The organism is Nostoc sp. EspVER01 (genome assembly GCF_034530635.1).
Lineage (GTDB): Bacteria > Cyanobacteriota > Cyanobacteriia > Cyanobacteriales > Nostocaceae > Nostoc.
The window spans coordinates 1-20770 of sequence record NZ_JAVRCS010000064.1; the positions used below are offsets into that span (position 1 = coordinate 1).

General features: G+C 41.3%; 23 protein-coding genes. 11 read left to right on the top strand and 12 right to left on the bottom strand.

Features of this window, described 5'->3' with window-relative positions:
• Positions 1-311 precede the first annotated feature (311 nt).
• Positions 312-596, bottom strand: a complete 285-nt coding sequence (locus RMX69_RS28490) for a DUF2470 domain-containing protein (RefSeq protein WP_322639436.1) — start codon at positions 594-596, stop codon at positions 312-314.
• A 270-nt stretch (positions 597-866) separates the two neighbouring features.
• On the opposite strand from RMX69_RS28490, the gene RMX69_RS28495 reads away from it, so the two are divergent.
• Positions 867-1622, top strand: coding sequence for a metallophosphoesterase family protein (locus tag RMX69_RS28495; protein WP_289799118.1), 756 nt, complete (start codon positions 867-869; stop codon positions 1620-1622).
• A 300-nt stretch (positions 1623-1922) separates the two neighbouring features.
• Here RMX69_RS28495 and RMX69_RS28500 read toward each other — a convergent pair whose 3' ends face one another.
• Positions 1923-2786: a M48 family metallopeptidase gene (locus RMX69_RS28500; protein WP_289799119.1), complete on the bottom strand. Its 864-nt coding sequence runs from the start codon at positions 2784-2786 to the stop codon at positions 1923-1925.
• 393 nt (positions 2787-3179) lie between these two features.
• On the opposite strand from RMX69_RS28500, the gene RMX69_RS28505 reads away from it, so the two are divergent.
• Positions 3180-3713: a DUF4330 domain-containing protein gene (locus tag RMX69_RS28505; RefSeq protein WP_289799120.1), complete on the top strand. Its 534-nt coding sequence runs from the start codon at positions 3180-3182 to the stop codon at positions 3711-3713.
• Positions 3714-3854: 141 nt separating this feature from the next.
• Here RMX69_RS28505 and RMX69_RS28510 read toward each other — a convergent pair whose 3' ends face one another.
• Positions 3855-4751 (bottom strand): alpha/beta hydrolase, encoded by an 897-nt coding sequence (locus RMX69_RS28510; RefSeq protein WP_322639437.1) that lies wholly within the window; start codon positions 4749-4751, stop codon positions 3855-3857.
• A gap of 617 nt (positions 4752-5368) precedes the next feature.
• On the opposite strand from RMX69_RS28510, the gene RMX69_RS28515 reads away from it, so the two are divergent.
• Both RMX69_RS28515 and RMX69_RS28520 read left to right on the top strand, forming a co-directional pair.
• Positions 5369-5953: a hypothetical protein gene (locus RMX69_RS28515; RefSeq protein ID WP_289799122.1), complete on the top strand. Its 585-nt coding sequence runs from the start codon at positions 5369-5371 to the stop codon at positions 5951-5953.
• Between the two features lie 186 nt (positions 5954-6139).
• A complete protein-coding gene (locus RMX69_RS28520; RefSeq protein ID WP_289799123.1) occupies positions 6140-6913 on the top strand; it encodes an armadillo-type fold-containing protein in 774 nt (257 codons plus the stop codon).
• Between the two features lie 63 nt (positions 6914-6976).
• On the opposite strand, the gene ftsE is transcribed toward RMX69_RS28520, so the two are convergent.
• Positions 6977-7723, bottom strand: a complete 747-nt coding sequence (gene ftsE, locus RMX69_RS28525; RefSeq protein WP_289799124.1) for a cell division ATP-binding protein FtsE — start codon at positions 7721-7723, stop codon at positions 6977-6979.
• 195 nt (positions 7724-7918) lie between these two features.
• Positions 7919-8674 carry a WecB/TagA/CpsF family glycosyltransferase gene (locus RMX69_RS28530; RefSeq protein WP_289799125.1) on the bottom strand — a complete coding sequence of 252 codons (756 nt, stop codon included), beginning with the start codon at positions 8672-8674 and terminating at the stop codon, positions 7919-7921.
• A gap of 420 nt (positions 8675-9094) precedes the next feature.
• Here RMX69_RS28530 and RMX69_RS28535 point away from each other — a divergent pair, with 420 nt between their 5' ends.
• The 3 genes from RMX69_RS28535 (at position 9095) to RMX69_RS28545 (ending at position 12080) form a co-directional block, all read left to right on the top strand.
• The gene (locus RMX69_RS28535; protein ID WP_289799126.1) at positions 9095-9814 is read left to right on the top strand and encodes a response regulator transcription factor; all 720 of its coding nucleotides are present in this window, start codon (positions 9095-9097) and stop codon (positions 9812-9814) included.
• A 163-nt stretch (positions 9815-9977) separates the two neighbouring features.
• On the top strand, positions 9978-11651 hold the full coding sequence (locus RMX69_RS28540) for a SpoIIE family protein phosphatase (protein ID WP_322639438.1): 1674 nt from the start codon (positions 9978-9980) through the stop codon (positions 11649-11651).
• Between the two features lie 3 nt (positions 11652-11654).
• Complete coding sequence (locus RMX69_RS28545) at positions 11655-12080, top strand: ATP-binding protein (RefSeq protein WP_094351551.1); 426 nt, start codon at positions 11655-11657, stop codon at positions 12078-12080.
• 162 nt (positions 12081-12242) lie between these two features.
• Here the strand turns inward: RMX69_RS28545 and RMX69_RS28550 are convergent, their stop codons facing one another.
• A complete protein-coding gene (locus RMX69_RS28550; protein ID WP_322639439.1) occupies positions 12243-12674 on the bottom strand; it encodes a ketosteroid isomerase family protein in 432 nt (143 codons plus the stop codon).
• A 239-nt stretch (positions 12675-12913) separates the two neighbouring features.
• On the opposite strand from RMX69_RS28550, the gene queG reads away from it, so the two are divergent.
• Both queG and RMX69_RS28560 read left to right on the top strand, forming a co-directional pair.
• Positions 12914-13888 (top strand): tRNA epoxyqueuosine(34) reductase QueG, encoded by a 975-nt coding sequence (gene queG / locus RMX69_RS28555; protein ID WP_322639440.1) that lies wholly within the window; start codon positions 12914-12916, stop codon positions 13886-13888.
• Complete coding sequence (locus RMX69_RS28560; RefSeq protein ID WP_289800110.1) at positions 13863-14498, top strand: HAD-IA family hydrolase; 636 nt, start codon at positions 13863-13865, stop codon at positions 14496-14498. The genes queG and RMX69_RS28560 overlap by 26 nt, the downstream gene beginning before the upstream one ends.
• A 129-nt stretch (positions 14499-14627) precedes the next feature.
• Here RMX69_RS28560 and RMX69_RS28565 read toward each other — a convergent pair whose 3' ends face one another.
• A complete protein-coding gene (locus RMX69_RS28565) occupies positions 14628-15005 on the bottom strand; it encodes a hypothetical protein (protein ID WP_322639441.1) in 378 nt (125 codons plus the stop codon).
• A gap of 223 nt (positions 15006-15228) precedes the next feature.
• On the opposite strand from RMX69_RS28565, the gene RMX69_RS28570 reads away from it, so the two are divergent.
• Positions 15229-15759 (top strand): orange carotenoid protein N-terminal domain-containing protein, encoded by a 531-nt coding sequence (locus RMX69_RS28570; protein ID WP_322639442.1) that lies wholly within the window; start codon positions 15229-15231, stop codon positions 15757-15759.
• Between the two features lie 65 nt (positions 15760-15824).
• On the opposite strand, the gene RMX69_RS28575 is transcribed toward RMX69_RS28570, so the two are convergent.
• The 5 genes from RMX69_RS28575 to RMX69_RS28595 form a co-directional block, all read right to left on the bottom strand.
• Positions 15825-16589: an ABC transporter ATP-binding protein gene (locus RMX69_RS28575; RefSeq protein ID WP_289799131.1), complete on the bottom strand. Its 765-nt coding sequence runs from the start codon at positions 16587-16589 to the stop codon at positions 15825-15827.
• 107 nt (positions 16590-16696) lie between these two features.
• Complete coding sequence (locus RMX69_RS28580; protein WP_322639443.1) at positions 16697-16969, bottom strand: DUF3303 domain-containing protein; 273 nt, start codon at positions 16967-16969, stop codon at positions 16697-16699.
• A 34-nt stretch (positions 16970-17003) separates the two neighbouring features.
• Complete coding sequence (locus RMX69_RS28585; RefSeq protein WP_322639446.1) at positions 17004-18026, bottom strand: zinc-dependent alcohol dehydrogenase; 1023 nt, start codon at positions 18024-18026, stop codon at positions 17004-17006.
• 107 nt (positions 18027-18133) lie between these two features.
• Positions 18134-18319 (bottom strand): hypothetical protein, encoded by a 186-nt coding sequence (locus RMX69_RS28590; RefSeq protein ID WP_104909358.1) that lies wholly within the window; start codon positions 18317-18319, stop codon positions 18134-18136.
• Between the two features lie 55 nt (positions 18320-18374).
• A complete protein-coding gene (locus RMX69_RS28595) occupies positions 18375-19445 on the bottom strand; it encodes a glycosyltransferase family 4 protein (protein ID WP_322639444.1) in 1071 nt (356 codons plus the stop codon).
• 457 nt (positions 19446-19902) lie between these two features.
• Between RMX69_RS28595 and xth the strand changes: the two genes are divergently transcribed.
• Entirely contained in the window at positions 19903-20685 is a 783-nt protein-coding gene (gene xth / locus RMX69_RS28600) for an exodeoxyribonuclease III (protein ID WP_322639445.1), read from the top strand.
• Positions 20686-20770: the final 85 nt, after the last annotated feature.

Consider the following 20770-nt stretch of genomic DNA (forward strand, 5'->3'; position numbering starts at 1 on the left):
TATATTTTCTCTCTCGACAATTAATCCACCCTGCCTCCCCGCAAGCGGGGAGGGGCTGGGGGTGGGGTGCAATGACTGTGGAAATCATAACTAATTATGCGGACATGATATAACACAGCTTTCAATACTGCTCGGTTAAGAATTTTAAATTGAAATTTGGTTTGGGGAAAAGGGAAAAGGGGAAGGGGTAAAGCTATGAAATTTTCCCTTTCCCTTTAACCTTTAACCTTTCCCCAGTCTAGTATTGCTATATGTACAAAAATATGTGATTAAATGTATCGCAGATTTAGTGTCAATTACTTTGTCATTCCCTATTTAGCTTTTACCCGCGCCTGCTTCACCATTGCAATCAAAGTTTGATGAGCATCTTCCGCATCTACTAAAACACGATCGAATTGAATGCGAACTGGTACAGTTTCCCCATTTACTTGCGCTGTTAAATCCATACCTTGTGCATCAATTGAAAGCAGTTCGGCTGCGATCGCATCTGTGACACCACCAAAAGCTTTAGCATAAATAACTACAGCATCAGCATGATCGTCATTCATGTGTTTGCAGATGCGCGAACTAATTTCAGCAGAGAAACCATTAGACATTGTGAACTTAAAAGTGATGAATATGGCAAGAGCCTAAATTCTCGGCTAATTAGTTTAAATTAGCAGAAAAAGCTAGTCTTACGCCATCGTTATTATAAGTTATATCTGAAAAACAATTGCTGTTGTATATATTTGATAAGTTAAGTTTATTACTGGTACAAAAATTAAATTAAAATAAGCATTATCCAGTATTTTTACCTTTCATTGCGGAAACTAGACAGCGTAAACTGTAGCAGAAGTATTAGCCAAAACTATTGCAGCTAAGAGACAATGAGCGAAACTAGCCCCAGACGAATTGTAATTGGGGATGTGCATGGACACTATGAAGGTTTAATGACACTGTTGGAGGCGATCGCCCCCACGTCAGAAGATCGAGTCTATTTTCTAGGAGACTTAATCGATCGCGGACCTCATAGTGCGCAAGTAGTTAATTTTGTCAAGCAAAATAATTACTCATGTTTGTTGGGAAATCATGAGCAGATGTTATTAAACATTCTGACCAATGAAAGGACTTCCTCCTCGACGATGCAAGCATGGCTGTTTGGTGGAGGGCAAGCTACCGTGGCCAGTTACCAAGAGGCTCCCATTCCTGATGACCATTTGGATTGGTTAAAAGCTTTGCCTACATACCTTGACTTAGGGGATATTTGGTTAACTCATGCTGGTGTTGACCCTTCCAAGTCGGTGGCAGAACAAACTGCCGATGAACTGTGCTGGATACGAGAGGATTTTCACAGCATTGAAAAACCCTACTTTCCAGATAAACAAATTATCATCGGTCACACCATTACTTTTACCCTGCCGGGTGTTTCTCCTGGTAAACTGGCCCAAGGAAAGGGATGGCTAGACATAGATACTGGCGCTTATCATCCCCGGAGTGGCTGGTTGACTGGACTAGATGTCACAAATCAGTTGGTTTATCAAGTTAATATCTTTAAAAACTATATCCGTATCCTGCCTTTAGAAGAGGTTGTAAGTACAGTTGATCCAGCCAAAATTAAAGTCGATCGCCGCAATCGGAATTGAGGAATATTTGAAATGAGGGGGAGAAATCAATTCAAAATTCAAAACTTGTACTGAGCGCAGTCGAAGTATTCAAAATTCAAAATTAAAGCACTTCTGCCTCCTGTCTGGTTGTTGAGTTTCGACTACCCTCAACTGCCGTGTAGTTGAAACACTGCCCCCTGCCTGGTTGTTGAGCGACTTGCCCTGAGCGTAGCCGTTGGCGTGGTAACAGAGCGTAGTCGTTCGCGGAGCGTCTCGTAGAGAAGTGCAGCCTCTCGTAGAGAAGGGAGTCGAAACACTGCCTCCTCTTTCCCAATTTCCTCAAGACTTCGCTAATGGTCGAATATTAGCTTTATAACTAGCATTATCTAAGCCATATTTTCCATTACTAGGTTGAGAGTTAATTGCACGTCTGAGGGCATCAATGCGATCGCTGGTTCCGGGGTGAGTACTTAAAAATGTCGGAGTAGAACCACCCTTTTTCATCAGCTTTTGCATAAAAGAAACTATCCCAGACTGGGCATAACCAGCGCGTGTCAAAGTTCTTAACCCTCTTTGGTCGGCATCAAATTCATCTTGACGACTGCGAGGACGATTCAAGGCCAGTTCTACACCAATGTTCACAGCCGTATTACGATCTAAACCACTTGCTGATGCTAAACCACTAGCGATCGCTTTTTGCCGCATCTGTTTAACCAGGTGTTTCCCGCCAATATGACCAATTTCATGGGCGATAACACTGGCGAGTTCCGCTTCATTATCAGCGGCTTTCAGCAAACCCGTATGGACATATACATAACCTCCTAAAGTAGCAAAGGCATTAATAGCGTCATCTTCAACTACTTGGAACGTAAAGGGAAGATTGGGGCGATCGCTACTAGCCACTAAACGCCGACCGATTTGTTCAACATAGCTATTAACTTCAGAATTACGGTAAAGTCGGACTTGACTCCCTAATATTTGCTGATTAATCTGCTTGCCAATATCAGTTTCCTGGCGATCGGATATATTAGAAAGCTGAAGTACCTGGACTCCCTGCAATATTAGAGGCAAGAAGTCTAAAGTTCTTCCAGGCAAGGGTGTACTCAGGCACAGACTCAGGGCGACTACAACTGAAATTAGAGGATAAAACCAGCGACGCCGCCACACACGGTAATTTGTAACAAAACCTTTCCAGTTGAACATAATACGCTCTGAAGATTATTTTGGGAGAACATAAAATAAGGAGACAAATCATGAGACGGATTTAGAGTATTCTAAGTTGCATTCTTAACTCAATATTAAAGGAGTTGTTATACAGATAATCTTGACTCAAATCTACCGAACTGTGGGAGGTTAGGGATTCTCTCTAGAGATAGGCTTAAAAACTAGATTTTACTTTCTAGGCGCGTCAGTATTAACTGGTAAAAGTTTGAAGGTTAGCTGCCGCTCCTCGGAAATTACGAACTTGTGATAAACTGTCGCATAACCGCAACCCCCGAATACTTTGAGTTATTACTAAATAGGGAAAATTACTGTTTCCATCGAAAAATTTCTGGCTACAATCCATTACTTCGCTATTATCTCGGAAAACTTTTTATGGCTATTTTAGATTCAAAAGGTCGCTTGTTTGGCAAAATCAATCTCCTAGATTTAGGTGCTGTGCTGGTAATTCTACTAGTTATCTTTGGCATCTTTGTTTTTCCTGGCACTTCTGGTTCTGTCGCCCAAGTTGGTGCAAAAACAGTACCCATAGAAGTAGACTTAGTAGTTCGTGGTTTGAATGTACGTGACCCAGGAAAATTAATTGACAATGGTTTAAAAAAAGGCGGAAAAACCAATGTGATTATCCGCAATCAACCTTATGGACAGATTGAAATTAAATCTATTCAACAGCTACCTAGAACAGTCAATGTTTTTCAACCGGATGGGACTGTTAAAGAACTGCCAGATCCCAAGAGCAACAATTACAGTACAGATTTTCTTTTAACTTTAGATGGTAAAGCCCAAGTTACTGAAAGTGGGCCAGTTTTGGGTAACAGTAAAGTGAAAATTGGGATGCCATTTGAGTTAGAAGGTTTTAACTACAACTTCAATGCAACTGTCATTGATATCAGATTGAAAGACAAATAGAATTCAGGAGTCAGAATTCAGAATTCAGAATGGTTTGATACCAAGCTGAATCAACTCAAAAAATAAATAAATGATAGTAATTTTGATTTTCTAATGCAAGCTTACTTCTGAATTCTGACTCCTAAATTCTGACTTCTTAAATTAATTAAGCAATGGCAAAAATTTGCGAATTAACCCGATTGTCACTGCTGGCAATTCCAACTGTGGTGTCAATCCGACATCTTCCAACTGTTGAAAAAATCGGATCGCGAGGGGATTGATTTCAGCAAGGCGGCGACCAATTGAAGGGCCTGTAAATTGCGACTTTTGTCCCCAAATAATGGCGGTGGGAGTGGCTAATTGTTGAATGTAAAGGGATAAATCAAAGCACAAATCGCCACGAACAAAGGACAGTGCTGCATACTCAGCATTAGGCTGTTGGGCAGATTCTAGATAAGCATCTACAATTTCTTGGTAGACTCGATTGGATTGAGCAAATTGCCGTTGTTCTAAAAAGCTGCGAATACCACCACTAGTAGCAATTCCAGTGCTGTAAAGTAAACGATCGACAATGGGAACGCTAACTAATTGGGCAAAAAAACTACGGGAGTAGTCTTCGCCAAAGTCAGAAAGTCCGGCGGGGGTGGTAAGAATTAAAGACTTGAATAAATCAGGATGATCTGCTGCTACCCGAATTGTAAATGCTGCGGTCAAAGATGAAGCGATCGCTGTTACTGGCCCAGTACAAGTCTGCTCGAAAAACTCCCGAATCGTGGTTAAATAATCCTCAATTTTATAACTCCGTGCTGGATGTTCAGACATACCCCAACCGAGTAAATCTGGCGCAATGACCCGATATTCAGCCGCAAAAGCTGGATAAACTTTCGACCACTCATAAGCAGAAGACCCACCACCAAAGCCGTGCAGAAATACCAAAGTTTCGCGATCGTCTTTGGCTGTCACATCATCTTCCCAAGGCGCTCCAGCAGCAATATAATATACCATTCTACCTAGTGAGGTATCTATAGAGCGTTGTTCAAATCCTAGTGGTTGAAACATAAGTCTTTTTTTGTTGACTATATTGACTCGTTGGCACAAGTAAGACACGATACCTGGAACGCAGGCACACAGAGAGAAGATTTGATAATTTCTCTGCCTCCCCTTTTGTCACCCTAGATGTTTACCGCACTCAGTGCTGAGTAAATTAAAAAGCACTTAATATTTATGTACTTAATAAGGGCAACGTCCCTTGTAGGCAGTCTTTTAACTCAGCACTTTTCATGCGTCTAGTTCAAACTCTCCCCACTCATTGTTATTATCAGCGAACCAATCACTCTCAGACTTCTCGCTAGCGTCAGATTAAGTAGATATAAAATTACTGGATTACTTGTAAAGATTTGGTGCTTTTTTTCATAAAAATAAAGTAACTGAACGTTGAAATTACTGTTATATAAGGGTTTTTCATGGTAGCGAGGATCGCTTAAGCGCGAATCCAGCATAAGTTTTTATGGTAGTCTATCAAAAAACCGATAAATAATTTTGAGCGTCAACACGTAAACATATAGTGAAAACGCTTATTTTAATAAGCTGTTAATTCTACTTATATATGTAGTAACTACAGTTTTTGATGTATAACTAATCTAATTTTTATCTAAGTAATAGTAAGGCGGGATGTCATGGTAAAGCAGGCTACTCTTCAATCAAATAAACTACCAACGATTGAAGACGCTAAATTTGCGCTTGACAACTTGAATATACAAAACGAAATTAAAGCTTCAGCTAGGCGGGGTCAGGTCGAGCCGGTTTTTGATGCTGCCAGACTTACTGTACCTACTTGTATTTGTTTAGACTTAGAAGATTTGAAGTGTTTTGAAGCGGTAGAGCGCCAATATGAACGTTGGGGAGTAATTTTTCACAATTCTCTAGCAATACAGCCATCAAATCCAGCATTTCCAACCTATTCAGGGCTAATAGTCTTAATGGGAGCGCCCAAAAGCGGATTTTTAGAAGCTACTTTCTTGCGTCCAGTTAATTCGGTTAGTGCCTTTGTCACTAGTTCGCAACGGCTAGTGCTTTCCGCCTATGATCGCGATCGGCAACTACTCGCTCAAACTGAACTACCAGGCTCTAATCTTGCCAATTCCGACTCGCCAATTTCCCCCAATACCTTATTATCTATAAATGTGAATAACATTCACAGCGTTACCTTTTGTACTTTTGATGGTCAATTCACCCTTGATAACTTTCGTTTTTGTCTTTAACTAAGACTTACGTACAAAATGCCCTTGCTCTGAGCGATTGAAAATGGTATCTTAATTTGCGCTGTGCTGTATTAGTCTACTATCCGTTTATAAAACCAGGCATTTTGTGATTTAAGCCTTCATCCTTCCTTCATCCATAGTAAAACTTATACAATAGGTAATTTCGTAATCAAGTAGGTAAACACTGTGGCACAGGCTTCGTCTTCTTGGCAGCAATTGATCAACCAAATCCCCAACTGGAACTGGTCGCTTCCAAAATTTAAGACAAAGGGAGCCATAAAGCAGCAAACATTTAAACGTTTCTCTGGCCCTGGGGGCTTTCTTGGGTTCCTGACAATTATCATTGCCATGTTGTTGTGGAACTGGAAACTGCTACTGGCTCTCTTAATCGGCATTGGAGTAATGGTATTGGTTTACTCAATGCAGGAATGGGACTGGCAATTGCGCTGGTCAAAAATACGTAATTTCTTAAATAGTTCAAATCGTCGGTTAGTTTTAGCAGTCATCAGTGGTGGTATTGCTACTGTCAGCACTTACATGGCAGCGGCAATATGGGTTGACTCTCAAAGTCACTGGATTGCTGCTGGTGCGATCGCGCAAGGTGTGGGAACCCTGTTAACTTTAATTTTATTGGTATGGCAAATTGTCAACTTCTATGAAAATCGAGAAGAAGACCACCTCGATCGGTTGTTGATGAATTTAACAGAAAAAGATCCATTGAAGCGGTTGATTGCTCTAGGTCAACTAAGTAAATTCATCAGCCGTAAGCGAGTTGATTCTTCAGTGCAGCAAGATATTGTCCAATGCTTGCAACTCCTACTCAGTCGAGAAGAAGAAGTTGTAGTGCGAGAGGCAGCTTTTAAGAGTTTACAAGCCTGCGATCGCTTACAAGTGCTACCCCTCAAAACAGCAGTACCTTTCGTACCTGTATCATCAAAAGTCAAACACCACGTTTATTAGTTATTTGTCCTTTGTCCTTTGTCCTTTGCAAATGACTAATAACTAATGACAAATAACAAATGACTATTTTCGAGACAATGTTCCATTACGAACTTGCACTACCGGATGATTGCACCGCCGTACCAATTGTTCATCGTGGGTGGTGACAATTACCGTAGCTCCAAAGGAATTTAACTTCTGGAGAATCTGGATCACTTGCCAGGAATTATCTGGATCGAGATTTCCAGTCGGTTCATCCGCCAACAGTAGGGGTGGTGTACCAACGATCGCACGGGCAATACTCACCCGCTGTTGCTCTCCTCCAGACAGTTGATCTGGAAAACAGTCAGCTTTACTCAGCAAACCTACCAGCTTTAAGGTTGGTTCTAAACGTCGTTGAATTTCTTTACGGGTATACCCTTGAGCTTGCAGCACAAAAGTGACATTTTCTGCTACTGTTCGTTGGCTAATCAGTTTGTAGTCTTGAAACACAATACCAATCCGTCGCCGTAATAATGACAAGCGATCGCCCCGCAAATCCGCTACATTACATTCATCAACAATTACTTCTCCCTGTGTAGGCAACTCTTGGCCATACAGGAGTTTCAAGAGCGTTGATTTACCAGAACCACTTGGCCCCGTGATAAACAGAAATTCTCCCTTTTTTACCTCAAGGTTTGCATTTAATAAGGCGTGAGTGCCGTTAGCATAAGTCTTGCTTACAGATTGCAATTGTATCTTCGTTATAGTATTGCTACCGTGCTGTTGAGTTTCACTGTCCTCTCCACGAACGGAAAAGTCTTTCTTAACCTGAGTTGTTAATACTGGCATTGTTAAATTTTCCTCATACCCACAACCAAACAGTTTGACTGCTTAAATGTGACATTCTCCCCAAAATAAGGATTCCCAGGTTTTGCCTGGGAATTTAAAATTCAACAAAGAAAATTTAAAATTTTTTCAAGACTTTAATACTAGCTAAGTAAGAACACTCAGAATTCAGAACTCAGAATTCGGAACTCAGCACTCTTAACTAATTGCACCTCTTGCTGTCAAACGATAAACAAACGCTTTCATAGCAAAGGCTGGCAAAGCCAACATCCGCCGCCATCGCCAAGGTTCTTGATAAAGGCGATACAACCATTCCAAATTATTATTTCCTAACCAGGCGGGAGCGCGAGTTTTAGTTCCCGACCAAATATCAAAACTGCCACCAACGCCAATCCAAATTGCTTGGGGACACAAATGACGGTTTTCGGCAATCCATAACTCTTGACGCGGCACTCCCAAACCAACAAAAATCACTTGTGGCTGCAATTGAGCCAGAGTTTGCCGCAATTGTGCTTCTTCTTCTGGAGAATGGTAGCCTGAGTGAGTGCCGACTATATTCAAATCTGGAATTTGCTGCTGCCAAAAATCTGCCGCATTTGCTGCTACTCCAGGCGCTCCTCCATAGAAAAATATCTTTGTCCCTGTCTTTTGTTGCCCAAGTGCTTGCAAAAGTTTTTCTGCTAATTCAATCCCTGGAAACCGCTGCACTTTTTGCCATAACAGCCATCGTAAATACAGAACAACCCCAGCTCCATCTGGAATCACCAGTTCAGCATTTTTAATCACCTGAGATAATAATTGATTTCGCTCTGCCTGCATAGTCATTTCTGCATTGAGCGTTACGACATGAGTTCCTCTGCCTGTGTGCAGGCATTCTAACAACCAGCCTGGATAGTCAGCCATCACATGAACTGGTATTCCCAACACTGAAAATGCTTGATTGCCGTTAGACATAGCCTATTCTTAAGTAATACTCACACCAGATTTTGCATGAATGTTAAGTTTATCAAATTTTTTTATATTAGAACTTAGGCAAAAGAGATTCTCCTTTGCCCTGCAACGAGAGTAAGCATAATTAAACTAAATAGACATAAGAGTGAACAAAAATGTATATACGCAGCCCTGCTACGTATATATAAGGGTTTTAGATAACACATAATTAATTTCACTCCTCTGTCTATTAATCTTGGGCGCTTGTACTTGGGCTGAACCAGTCTAACTTTTATTGTTACAGTGTAATATTCACTCAGTATAAAACGCTCAACTCGCAACTCTGGTTTTGGGAATAGAAACCCCCACTATACTGCTTGCAAGTGTGGGAGTATATCACGAAACTCGACTTTATGGTTATAGTGTAACGGGCTGAAGTTGGCTATGAGTAAAATTCGTATCGCTCTGATTGAAGATCATGACCTAACTCGTGTGGGTATTCGTACAGCACTACAGCAAAAAGATGAAATTGAAGTTGTAGGTGAAGCTGCTAATGCTGCTGAGGGTCTAAAAATGTTAAAAATGCTACAACCAGATATTGCCATTGTCGATATTGGTTTACCAGATAAAGATGGCATTGAGTTAACACGGGAGGTAAAATCTACTACTAGTGGACAGCAGCTACTTACAAAAGTACTAATTTTGACGCTGCGGGATAACAAAGAAGCGGTGTTGGCAGCTTTTGCCGCTGGTGCAGACTCTTACTGTATGAAAGATATCAAATTTGATAATTTGCTGGAAGCAGTACGAGTAACTTACAATGGCAACGCCTGGATCGATCCAGCGATCGCTCGGATTGTATTACAACAAGCGCAACAAAATCCTCAAAAGTTGGAATCGGTTTTGGTCGATTCCAAGACTATTGCTCCTAACCCAGATTCTTTTGAGAATCTGGAAGAAATTCAACCTTACACCCTGACAGAAAGGGAATTGGAAGTGTTACAGTTGATTGTCGAAGGTTGTAGTAATGCAGTCATTGCGGAAAGACTTTACATCACAGTTGGCACTGTTAAAACTCACGTTCGCAATATTTTGAATAAGCTATGTGCCGATGACCGTACCCAAGCAGCAGTCCGCGCCTTGCGTTCTGGGTTAGTTGGATAAATTTCATTTTGGTGTGGATCAATTGAGGATAATCAAGGGAAACTTACAACTTTGAAAAGTTATATTTTCAAAGTGAATGGCTTCTCTGGTTTTCTCTTATTTATTAGGTGAGATAAACATCATATTATCTCGCCATTCAAATATATGAAAACAAAAGTCAAATATGGCTGAGATTGGGACGGAAAAACTTAAGCTCATGGTGGTAGATGATGAGCCAGATAACTTAGATTTACTCTACCGCACTTTTAGGCGAGATTTTCAAGTATATAAAGCCAATCATGCCTTTGGTGCTTTGGAAATCTTGGATCAATTTGGCGAAATGGCGGTAATTATTTCTGACCAAAGAATGCCAGAAATGAATGGGACTGAATTTTTTAGTCGCACCGTAGAACGCTTTCCAGACACGATTCGGATTTTGTTAACTGGTTTTACTGATGTCGAAGATTTGGTAGATGCGATTAACTCCGGTCAGGTATTCAAGTACATTACCAAACCCTGGAATCCAGAACGGCTGAGAAGCTTAGTTGAGCAAGCCACTGATACATATCGCTTAGTTAAAAAGCGTACCCAAGAGTTGCGTCGGGCCCTACGGCGAGAATCTTTGTTTAATGCGGTAACAACAGCAATTCGGGAATCTTTAGACTACGATAGTATGCTGCAAAAAATTGTCGCAACTATTGGAGAAACATTTGAAGCTACCAGTTGCTTGCTCAAACCAGTAGAGGGCGATCGCCTCACACAAGACGAGTTCTTCTACCACGATCCGAAATCTGATGTATTAGATTCCTGCTTTGACTCCAGTGTTTTAATCGAAAAGGTGCTGGAAACGCGTCATTATCAACTCGCTCAAGATATATATGAAGGTAATCCTAGTCACCACCTAGTTGTGCCACTTAGTTATCATCAGCATCTATTGGCTGTGCTGACCCTCCACCAATGGGGACGCGATCGCCCTTGGGAAGACGAAGACATCCAACTAATTGCAGGTGTTGCCGAACAAGCAGCCTTAGCCCTCTCCCAAGCAAAACTCTACCAACGCCTCCAAGAAAAGCAACAGCAGATTCACACTGAATTAGAGGTGGCTCGCCAAATTCAATACAACCTGCTACGCCAAAGTTTACCTGACATTAAAGGTGTGAAGGTACAAGCTTGCTGCTATCCGGCGCGCGAAGTAGGAGGCGATTTTTTTGAAGTTTTTGTCCATCCTAAAGGCGACTTGTGGTTGGCAGTGGGTGACGTTTCTGGCAAGGGCGTCCCAGCAGCTTTATTTATGGCTAGTATTATTTCAGTTTTGCGCCGAGAATTATCTCAAGAGACACCAGCAGAGCCGAATGTGGTCATGCAGAACCTCAACCACGCTCTCAGTGAAGATTTAATTAGCAACAATTATTTTGTCACTCTTGTGTTAGCTTGTTATACCCCTAGCACTAAGGAACTGGTCTACACTAATGCCGGTCATATTTATCCAATATTATGGTCACGCCAAGATGCTTTAGCCGAAAATCCCAATTACCTGAAAGTTCGCAGCGTTCCTTTGGGGATTTTGCCTAAGTGGCAGGCACAGTCTGGTCGCTTGGTTCTCGCTGCTGGAGACACATTGTTATTAGCCAGCGATGGCATTACAGAAGCAATGGTATCAAATAATCCTGATTCAACAGTAAAAACTGAGGCTGGGGTTGAGTCAGTAAACCGTTCGATGCTGAATCAAGATGGTCTTTGGCAACTCTTACAACAAGAGCAACAACCACTTTCTCTTAACCATTTACTAGCTCGCATCCAGGCAGATAATCACGTTCAAGAAGACGATCAAACTATACTTTCACTGGAGATTTTGTAAGTCATGAAAAGTGAGCTTCATGTACCAAGCGACTTGAATTTTCTGAATATTGTTGAAAACTGGTTGTTGGGATGTTTGAAAATTCAGCTAGGAGAATCTGTGGATTGGTCGCGGCAATCAAGTCGTTTGAGACTGGCTTTAGTGGAAGCGTACTCTAATGCAGTCCGTCATGCCCACAAGGATCAACCAAACTTACCCATATTACTACGTTTAGAAGTGAAAGACCGAGATTTTGCTCTAGAAATTTGGGACTACGGCGAAGGCTTTGATATGTCTAACTACTACGCTCCCAACCCGATGGAAAAGCAAGAAGGTGGTTATGGTTGGCTGATTATGAATCGTCTCATGGATAAAGTAGATTACAAGTTGCAGGTTAATGGCGCCAACTGTCTGAAGTTAGAAGCTACTTTACCCGAATTAGTCCAATAGACAAAAGTGAATATTTTTCAAGTCATGCTATTGATGAGTCAAAATTCAGAATGGGCTAAACGCCCCGCTATCGCTAACAGGAGTCAGAATAAAGCCATGAATCCTGTGTGACTGGGTGAAAAATATTGGTTTAAAACTTTGCTCTTTGTAGTTATTTGCTACTTACTTTTCACGACGTAAAGAAAGTAACTCTTTGGGGGAAGCTAAAAGTTTGATTCTAGTATAAGAAATTTGCCGTTGTTGGTTGAGGATAAATAGCCACAAAACATTGACACTACACCACGAAGTTTGTGCTTTGCCTGTTACCTGGACTTGGATCTCACCATTTTCTAAAGTCTCGGCTATTCCTGTGTTCGGGTAAGCTTTGATGTTTTGACCTTCTTGTTTTAAGTAGGCTGCGATCGCATCTGTCCCCACAATATCAGATTCAAATGGCGGACGCATCACACCATCGATCGCAAATAAGGCAGCAGTTGCCTCAAATTCTCCTGCATTTAAGGTTTCAAAATAACGCAGAACGCTTGATTCTGTAATTCCCTCAATTTGGGATTCTTCTTTAAACTGCGCTGGCGATATAAATTCAGCAGAGGTCATAAAACTACCTGTATTATGGTGTCTGAATATTAATTTCAGTACAAAAATAAGTAAAAGAAAAGCTGCTATTGAGATAGATTGCTACATATTAATAAATCTTCCTAACGATGGAAGTCTTGAACTGCTGCGCAGCTTAAGACGGGCTATATGTTTGGTAAGTAACAAATCTTAATTAAAGGTATTGGCTACTTAATGTATAATTGAAACGCCTTTATTTGGGCAAAATCCAGATAAAAAAAATGAATCAGAATTCTGTAACGAGCAGCAGTCTGGTGAAAGAAAAAGCCAGCGAGTTGGGCTTTCACAAAGTTGGAATTACTGCTGTAGATCGGATAAATGCCACAGAAGCACAGAGGTTGCAAGCATGGATTGAACTAGGTTATCACGCTGATATGAAATGGATGGCTAATCCAAAGCGTCAGGATCTCCGCTTAGTGATGCCAGAGGTGCGATCGCTAGTGTGTGTAGCGCTGAATTACTACACACCACATCAACGTCCTGAAAGTGAGGAATACGCCAAAATTTCCCGTTATGGTTGGGGAAGGGATTATCACAAGGTGATGCATGGAAAACTCAAGCAGCTATCTATATGGCTAAAATCACTTGATGCAGGAGTATTAGCTCTTTATTATGCAGATACTGGCCCAGTGCCAGATAAAGTGTTGGCTCAACAAGCCGGAATTGGTTGGATTGCCAAGAATGGTAATGTGATTACACGGGAATATGGCTCTTGGGTATTTTTGGGAGAAGTATTGACCAATTTAGAATTAGAGAGCGATCGCCCACACACAGAACACTGCGGTAGCTGTACTCGTTGTCTTCAAGCTTGTCCCACAGGTGCAATTACTCAGCCTTTTGTTGTCGATGCTAATCGCTGCATCGCTTATCATACCATTGAAAATCGTGACAAGGAATTGCCAGAGGCGATCGCATCTAATTTGCAAGGCTGGGTTGCTGGTTGCGATATTTGCCAAGATGTTTGTCCTTGGAATCAACGTTTTGCCCAAACAACTGATATTGAAGAGTTTCAGCCAAATCCAGTGAATATTGCTCCCCACCTGCTAGAATTAGCCCAAATCTCAGATCGGGAGTGGGATAAACGATTTCCAGCATCTGCCTTGCGGCGGATTAAGCCAGAAATGTTACGACGCAACGCCCTAGCTAATCTTGACGCATCCAGGCAGAAGAATGACCCAGAAAGTAATTATTTTTGATTTTGATGGCACAATTGCTGATACAGTAGATGCCCTTGTAAGTATTGCTAATCGTTTAGCTATAGACTTTGGTTATAGACAAATAAGCCCAGAACAATTAGCCTTCCTCAAGAACTTAACATCAAGGGAAATTATTAAGTACTCAGGAGTTTCTTTATTTCAGATCCCTTTTCTAGTTAAAAAAGTTAAAGGGGAATTAAAAAACAAAATTCCAGAATTAAAGCCCATTCTGGGTATTAAGGAAGCATTAACAGAACTCCAAAATCAAGGATATAAACTGGGTATTATTACTTCTAATTCTAAAGAAAATGTTACGCAATTCCTCACAATCAATGATTTAAATCATCTATTTGATTTTATTTACTCAGGAATTACAATTTTTGGCAAAACAACTATCATCAATAATGTCTTGAGGCAAAAGCAACTCAAACCTCAAGAAGTTATTTATGTTGGAGATGAAACCAGAGATATAGAAGCATCAAAAAAAGCAAATATCCAAGTGATTGCAGTTACTTGGGGCTTTAACTCACCGGAAGTACTAGCCAAGCAAAATCCAGATTATTTAATTCAGCAACCTAGCGAACTACTAGGGGTGATGAACAGTCGTTAATTCATAATCAAAAGCGGATGAACAATCGATCGAAACAGTAGAGTGAGCAATGTCTACTAATACCGAGAACCTTAATTTTCATATTGGTGACATTGCCCATCTGACAAAATAGCAAGATATCAGGAAAAATTAATTTTTCCGTTCACCCTTTTCTAAAGCTTGCTTTACTAAATCATCACTGACATTAGTTGCACCCCCAGTCTGAGAATTCCCAACTTCTTTTGCTGACTCCATAAAATCATCGGGATTGCCAGTTGACTGTGTTTGAGGTTTTGTCTCTTGTGGCTTAGAGGTTTGATATTTAGGCGCAGTAGCTGCTTCGGCTGCTGCTCCACCTTTACCTGTGCGATCAACTTCGCTCACGCTGAATTTTTGTGCAGCTGCATAATCAGCATCAAAATCCACCGTTGGCGCTTTTTCTTCACCACTCGCTATGCTTTCGGCAGCTAATTGTGCATCCTGGGTGGAAGCTTCATTTAAATTGGGCTTTATTTCTTGATCGGGCATAATTAAAACCTTTAGGTAAATTTTTTATTGCTTACTTGGGCAATCATAGCAAAGCAATTGGTTTCTTTATTGCTTCCTATAGAGAGACTTGTACCTCTATTAAAAGGTAGATTAAAGCTGCAATTTTACATAAATTTAACTCTTTCTATCGATAGTAGAATCTGATTGTCGAACTCTGCTAACAATTAGTTTGCCTATTAAATTATTTTGGAAACAAACAATAATGACTGCAAGTTACGACAAAACTATTTCTCAAGCTCAGAGCAATGAAACTCAAGAATTGGTGGATAAGTTTAACGCCTTAGATACCGATGCCAAATTAGCCTGGTTCTATTTTGTTTATGAAAAAATGGGTGATTCGATCACGCCAGCTGCGCCAGCTGCGGCAGAACCAGAGTTAGCACCACTTCTGCTAGGAGATTATTTTAAATTATCCGATGACCAGCAGCTAGATATTATGCGGGATATCGTTAACCGCAAAGACACAGAATATTCCCGTGCTTATGGGGCGATAAAAGAAAATAACCAGCTGCTAGTTTGGTATGCTTGGGCAGTAGCTATGGGGGATACGGTGGTGGGAATACCAGCTAGCTACCAGGCAAGTAAGGCAATTAAGGATCTGCTTTCCGAAATTGAAGGACTAGATTTTGAAGAGCAAATGTCAGTGTTTCGGACAATAGCTGGTGAAGTGGGTTACACCGATGTTAAACCGATCGCAACGCAAGCAGAAACTGGAAAAACGTCAAGTTTGTAATCGGCTTTGGCGATTAGAAGTCGCGGCTACCCAAACTAAAGTCCGCAGAGGCGGACTTTAACAAACTACGAGACAGCTAACTGACTCAAGTCGGCTGGAGTGAGGTTGGAGTGTACTACTTGACCATCACGGAACCAAACGATGCGCTGGGTTTGACGGGCAACTTCTGGTTCATGTGTCACCATGACAACTGTGATTCCACTGGCATTGAGTTCGCCAAAAATATCTAAGACTTCTTGGGTTGTGCGCGAATCAAGTGCGCCTGTGGGTTCATCGGCGAGGAGTACTACAGGACGATTGACGATCGCCCGCGCGATCGCTACTCTTTGTTGTTGTCCACCAGATAGTTGAGTTGGTTTGTTGTTAAGGCGATTTGCTAAACCTACTCGCGTCAAAGCTTCCGTGGCGCGATCGCTTCTTTCTTTCGGACTCACACTAGCATAGACCATTGGTAGCATCACATTTTCTAATGCTGTGAGTTGGGGTAATAAATGGAATTGTTGGAAGACAAAACCCAGCTTTTTATTACGGATGTGTGCCAGAGATTTATCATCCATTTGTGCCACATCAATATTATCTAAGTAATAATGTCCGCCTGTGGGTCGGTCTAGACAGCCGATAATATTCATAGCTGTGGATTTACCTGAACCAGATGGGCCCATAATTGAACAATATTCGCCCTCGTGGATAATCAAATTGACATTGTTAAGTGCTTTAACTTCAGTTTCGCCACTGCCATATATTTTAAAGATATTCTCCAAACGAATAATTGTTGATTTAGGGACGGGATTAGGAACTAGAGAATCGGTAATTGAAATAGTGTTTGCCATAAGGATTTAGTTATTAGGTGGTAGAGACGCAATTATAGCGATCGCTCAATTAGACTATAAGACGCAGAAAAATTCTTCTTAGCTGTTTTTATGGCATCTGTCTGGTGCTAAAGCATCTTAGTAACTACCTCTGCTGTCTCTTTGGACGGAACGATAGAAATTATCTCGAATTCAACAAGATCCTGCCACTGGAATATCCACTCCTGTAATAAACGTAGATCGTCACATTCTATGAGTTGAAAGCAACGATCAAAGTTAACTTCAACCCAACTATCTATATACTTTAAACCTTCAGGCATCATGCGCCCTTTCTCTTGAAATCGGCGGTATATTTCTTTAGCTTTACCGTCCTTAAATCGCTCGACTACCATAAATAACATTTTGTCTCTTTGCTCACACTGTAACTAACACAATTTAAGGAATCATCGCTACTTTAAGTACTTGTCGCGCTTTCATTTCACAAAACACCTGTTCTAAATCTTTTAATGGTCGTTGTTCGCTAATAAGTAACTCAAAGGGAATTTTGCGACTAGCTATGAGTGCAAGGGCCGATCGCACGTACTCTGGTGTATTATGAAACACGCCTTTGATGGTAAGTTCGCTATAGTGTAGCTGTTCTGTATTCACAGTAATGCTGGTATCCCGTGGACATCCACCAAATAAGTTAACTGTTGCACCAGGACGGGCACAGGCGATCGCAGTTTCCCAAACACTTGGGACACCAGTGGCTTCAATTACTACATCTGCACCCCATCCTTGGGTAAATTCTTTCACCACACTGGGAATATCCGGGATTTGATGATAATTAAAGGTCTGGGTTGCACCCAATTTCTGACCAATTTCTAGTCTGTGGTTATTACCTCCCCACAGCAAAACTTCAGCTTTCTCACTCAACGCCGCCACAAACATCAGCCCGATCGCCCCATCTCCTAAGACGACTACTTTATCTTTGGGCTTAATATTAGAACGCGCTACACCATGCAACACACAAGCTAAAGGTTCCGTCATGGCTGCCAATTCCCACGGCAACTCATCGGGAATCTGCAACATATTATGCTCTACTATCGGTGCGGGAATTTTTAGGTATTGGGCAAAGGTACCATTATTCCAGGTTAAATTTGGACATAAGGAATATTCTTGACGTTGACAAAAAAAGCATTTCATGCATGGGGCAGAATTATTAGCGACGATGCGATCGCCTACTTGCCAATTTGTCACCCCAGTACCCAAGGCAACAATTCGCCCAGCACCTTCATGACCAAACAGCGTCGGCGGTATCAGCATCCTGGCATGACCACCACGCCGCCAGACTTTCAAATCTGTACCACAAGTTGTTGCTGTCCCCACCTGGATAACAACTTCGCCAGCCGCCGGAGTGGGGTCAGAAACTTCCTCTAGGCGTAAATCTTCTTGACCATAAAGTAACGCTGCTAACAAAACTTTAAACCTATCGATTAGCTTCATCTGATTTTACCAGTTGGGGCTTATTGATAGGTTTAAACTAAATCAGTATTGATTTTTAGTAGGTTTTATATATTCAAAAACTAGGTATTCACCGCTGGCTGGGGAACTACTCCGGTGTTTCGGGTTTCCACATTTGGCAGACGAGTAGCTGTTAACAGGGGTACTTCTTGTCGGCACGACAGGCAAAACCAATATAGTTCACCATGACGAGCATGACGCAGGAGGGAACCACCGCAGCATGGGCAAGTGTTGGCTCTCGTACTCATACCAATGTCCTCCTTAAAAAATTGTTGTTTTAAACTAAGTCAAAAAAGCTGTTGATTAAAACTGAATCTTAGCTGCATGAATGCGGCCATTCGATTCTATGCGGTCTTTAATAATTTGTCTGTAAACAGCTTCATATCCGTTAACCATGTGGCTAACGCTAAAGTTGTTTTCTACATGTTTTCGACAGGTTTGACGATTGAGTTTCAAAGCTAGTGGAATCATTGCCGCCATTTCTGCATAGCTATTGCAGATAAAACCTGTTTTCCCGTGAGCAATAACTTCAGGTACGGAGCCGAAATTCATGGCAATTACTGGCGTACCAGTTGCCATTGATTCAATCATTACTAAGCCAAAAGGTTCTTGCCAGCTAATGGGGAAAAGAGTTATGGCAGCATTGCCCAGAAGTTCAGTTTTTTCAGTGTGGTTAATTTCACCGAGATATTCAATTTGCTGACCATCTATGTGGGGAGCAATCTCTTGTTCAAAAAACTCAGAGTTTACTGCATCAACCTTCCCTGCCATCTTCAAGCGCCAACCACTTTGTTTAGCAATGGCGATCGCATGGTGCGGGCCTTTATCTGGCGAAAAACGACCTAAAAACGCTAAATATGAAGGTTCTAATGGTTGGGCTACAAATGGGTAATCTGCTAGCTCAATTCCGTTATAAACCGTGCCAACATAATTGAGATCGATTTGACGCTGCGAATTACTAATGCTGATGTATGGTTGCTTTTGGTAGTAGCTAAATGCGTGGCGGTTATCAGTTGTAAAATTATTGTGCAGGGTGTGGACTGTAGCAGTTGCTGTTATCAAACTCGCTAAAGGTAACGCCGAAATCCCTACATGAGAATGGATGATATCGAATTGGTCGGCACGCTGGTAAACTTGGCTTAGTTCTAGCATTTCGTACACTGCATACTCTTTCACATTTGGGTCTAAGCGTAATGCACGTGGATAAACTGCTTCTAAGTTAGCCAAAGTTTGAGAATCACCAGAGGCAAATAAAGTTACCTCATGACCGCGACGAACAAGTTCATCAGTCAAGCGACTCACTACCAGTTCTATTCCTCCATAATTAGGAGGTGGAACCCTTTCCCATAAGGGGGCAACCTGAGCGATTTTCATAAGTTTTTCTGGTTCAGTCTATGAAATTGTCCTCAATAATGAGCTAGATCATTATTTTATGAGTAAAGAGCATTTGTACTTACTCTTTTGACATTTAAATTAACCTAACAGGCTATCAAAAGCGCAATAACGGTTAACCGTACCGCAAATTTTCTACCAACAAATCTAATTGACTATTGGCAAAAGTCAACTCTGAGCTACACTTCTAACCTTATAGCTAATCTATTATTTGTTGCATCTGTCTTGGGGATCATAAAGAGGTAGAATGTTTTGTAGCAGAACTTACAAAATTGAATATTTGGTAGCTGACAATACTAAAATATTCAATGGGATCAAGTCATTAAAGCTTTATTTAAAGGTAATTTGGAAAGATAACAGAAAATATAAATATTAAGTAATTGTACAATAATTACATAATTTGTAATTAGTAATTTACAAAAATTCTGATAATTAACTAATGAAAATCGCTACTTGGAACGTCAACTCAATTCGCACTCGCCTTGAACAGGTTATCGATTGGTTAACCCTAAATCCCGTTGATGTTCTCTGCTTGCAAGAAACCAAAGTTGTGGATGCGGAATTTCCGCGATCGCCTTTTGAGCAGTTAGGCTATAACCTTTATATGTCAGGGCAAAAATCTTATAACGGTGTAGCCCTGATTAGCCGCCAGCCACTCGTAAATGTCAGCAGCGGGTTTAGGGCGATTTTGCCAGATTTACACCACGAATGGGACGAGCAAAAGCGCGTGATTACTGGTGTAATTGATGGTGTGCGGATTGTAAACTTATATGTTCCTAATGGCGCAGCAGTAGGAACGGAGAAATACGAATACAAACTGCGTTGGTTAACAGCGCTACACGAGTATTTGCGATTGCTAGCGTTGTCAGAATCCGCAATTTGTGTGTGCGGCGACTTCAATATCGCCTTGGAAGATAAGGATATTCACGAGCAAGTGAGTACAGAAAATCACATTATGGCAACAGAAACAGAGCGCCAAGCCTTACGGGATATTCTGAAACTGGGATTTGCCGATGCTTTTCGCAAATTCACTACAGAAGGTGGAAATTATAGCTGGTGGGATTATCGCTCTGCCGCCTTCCGTCGTAACTTAGGTTGGCGAATTGACCATCACTATCTCACACCCGTGCTATATGAGCGTGCTATAAGTTGCGTTATCGATGTCGCACCCAGAAAGTTAACTCAACCTAGTGACCATGTGCCGGTAATTGTGGAATTTTGAATTGGGTATGGGGCATAACCCGCATTTCTGACAAGCTCAAGGCGTTTGATGGAGCAGAGGAGAAGTAATGAGTAATGAGTAATGA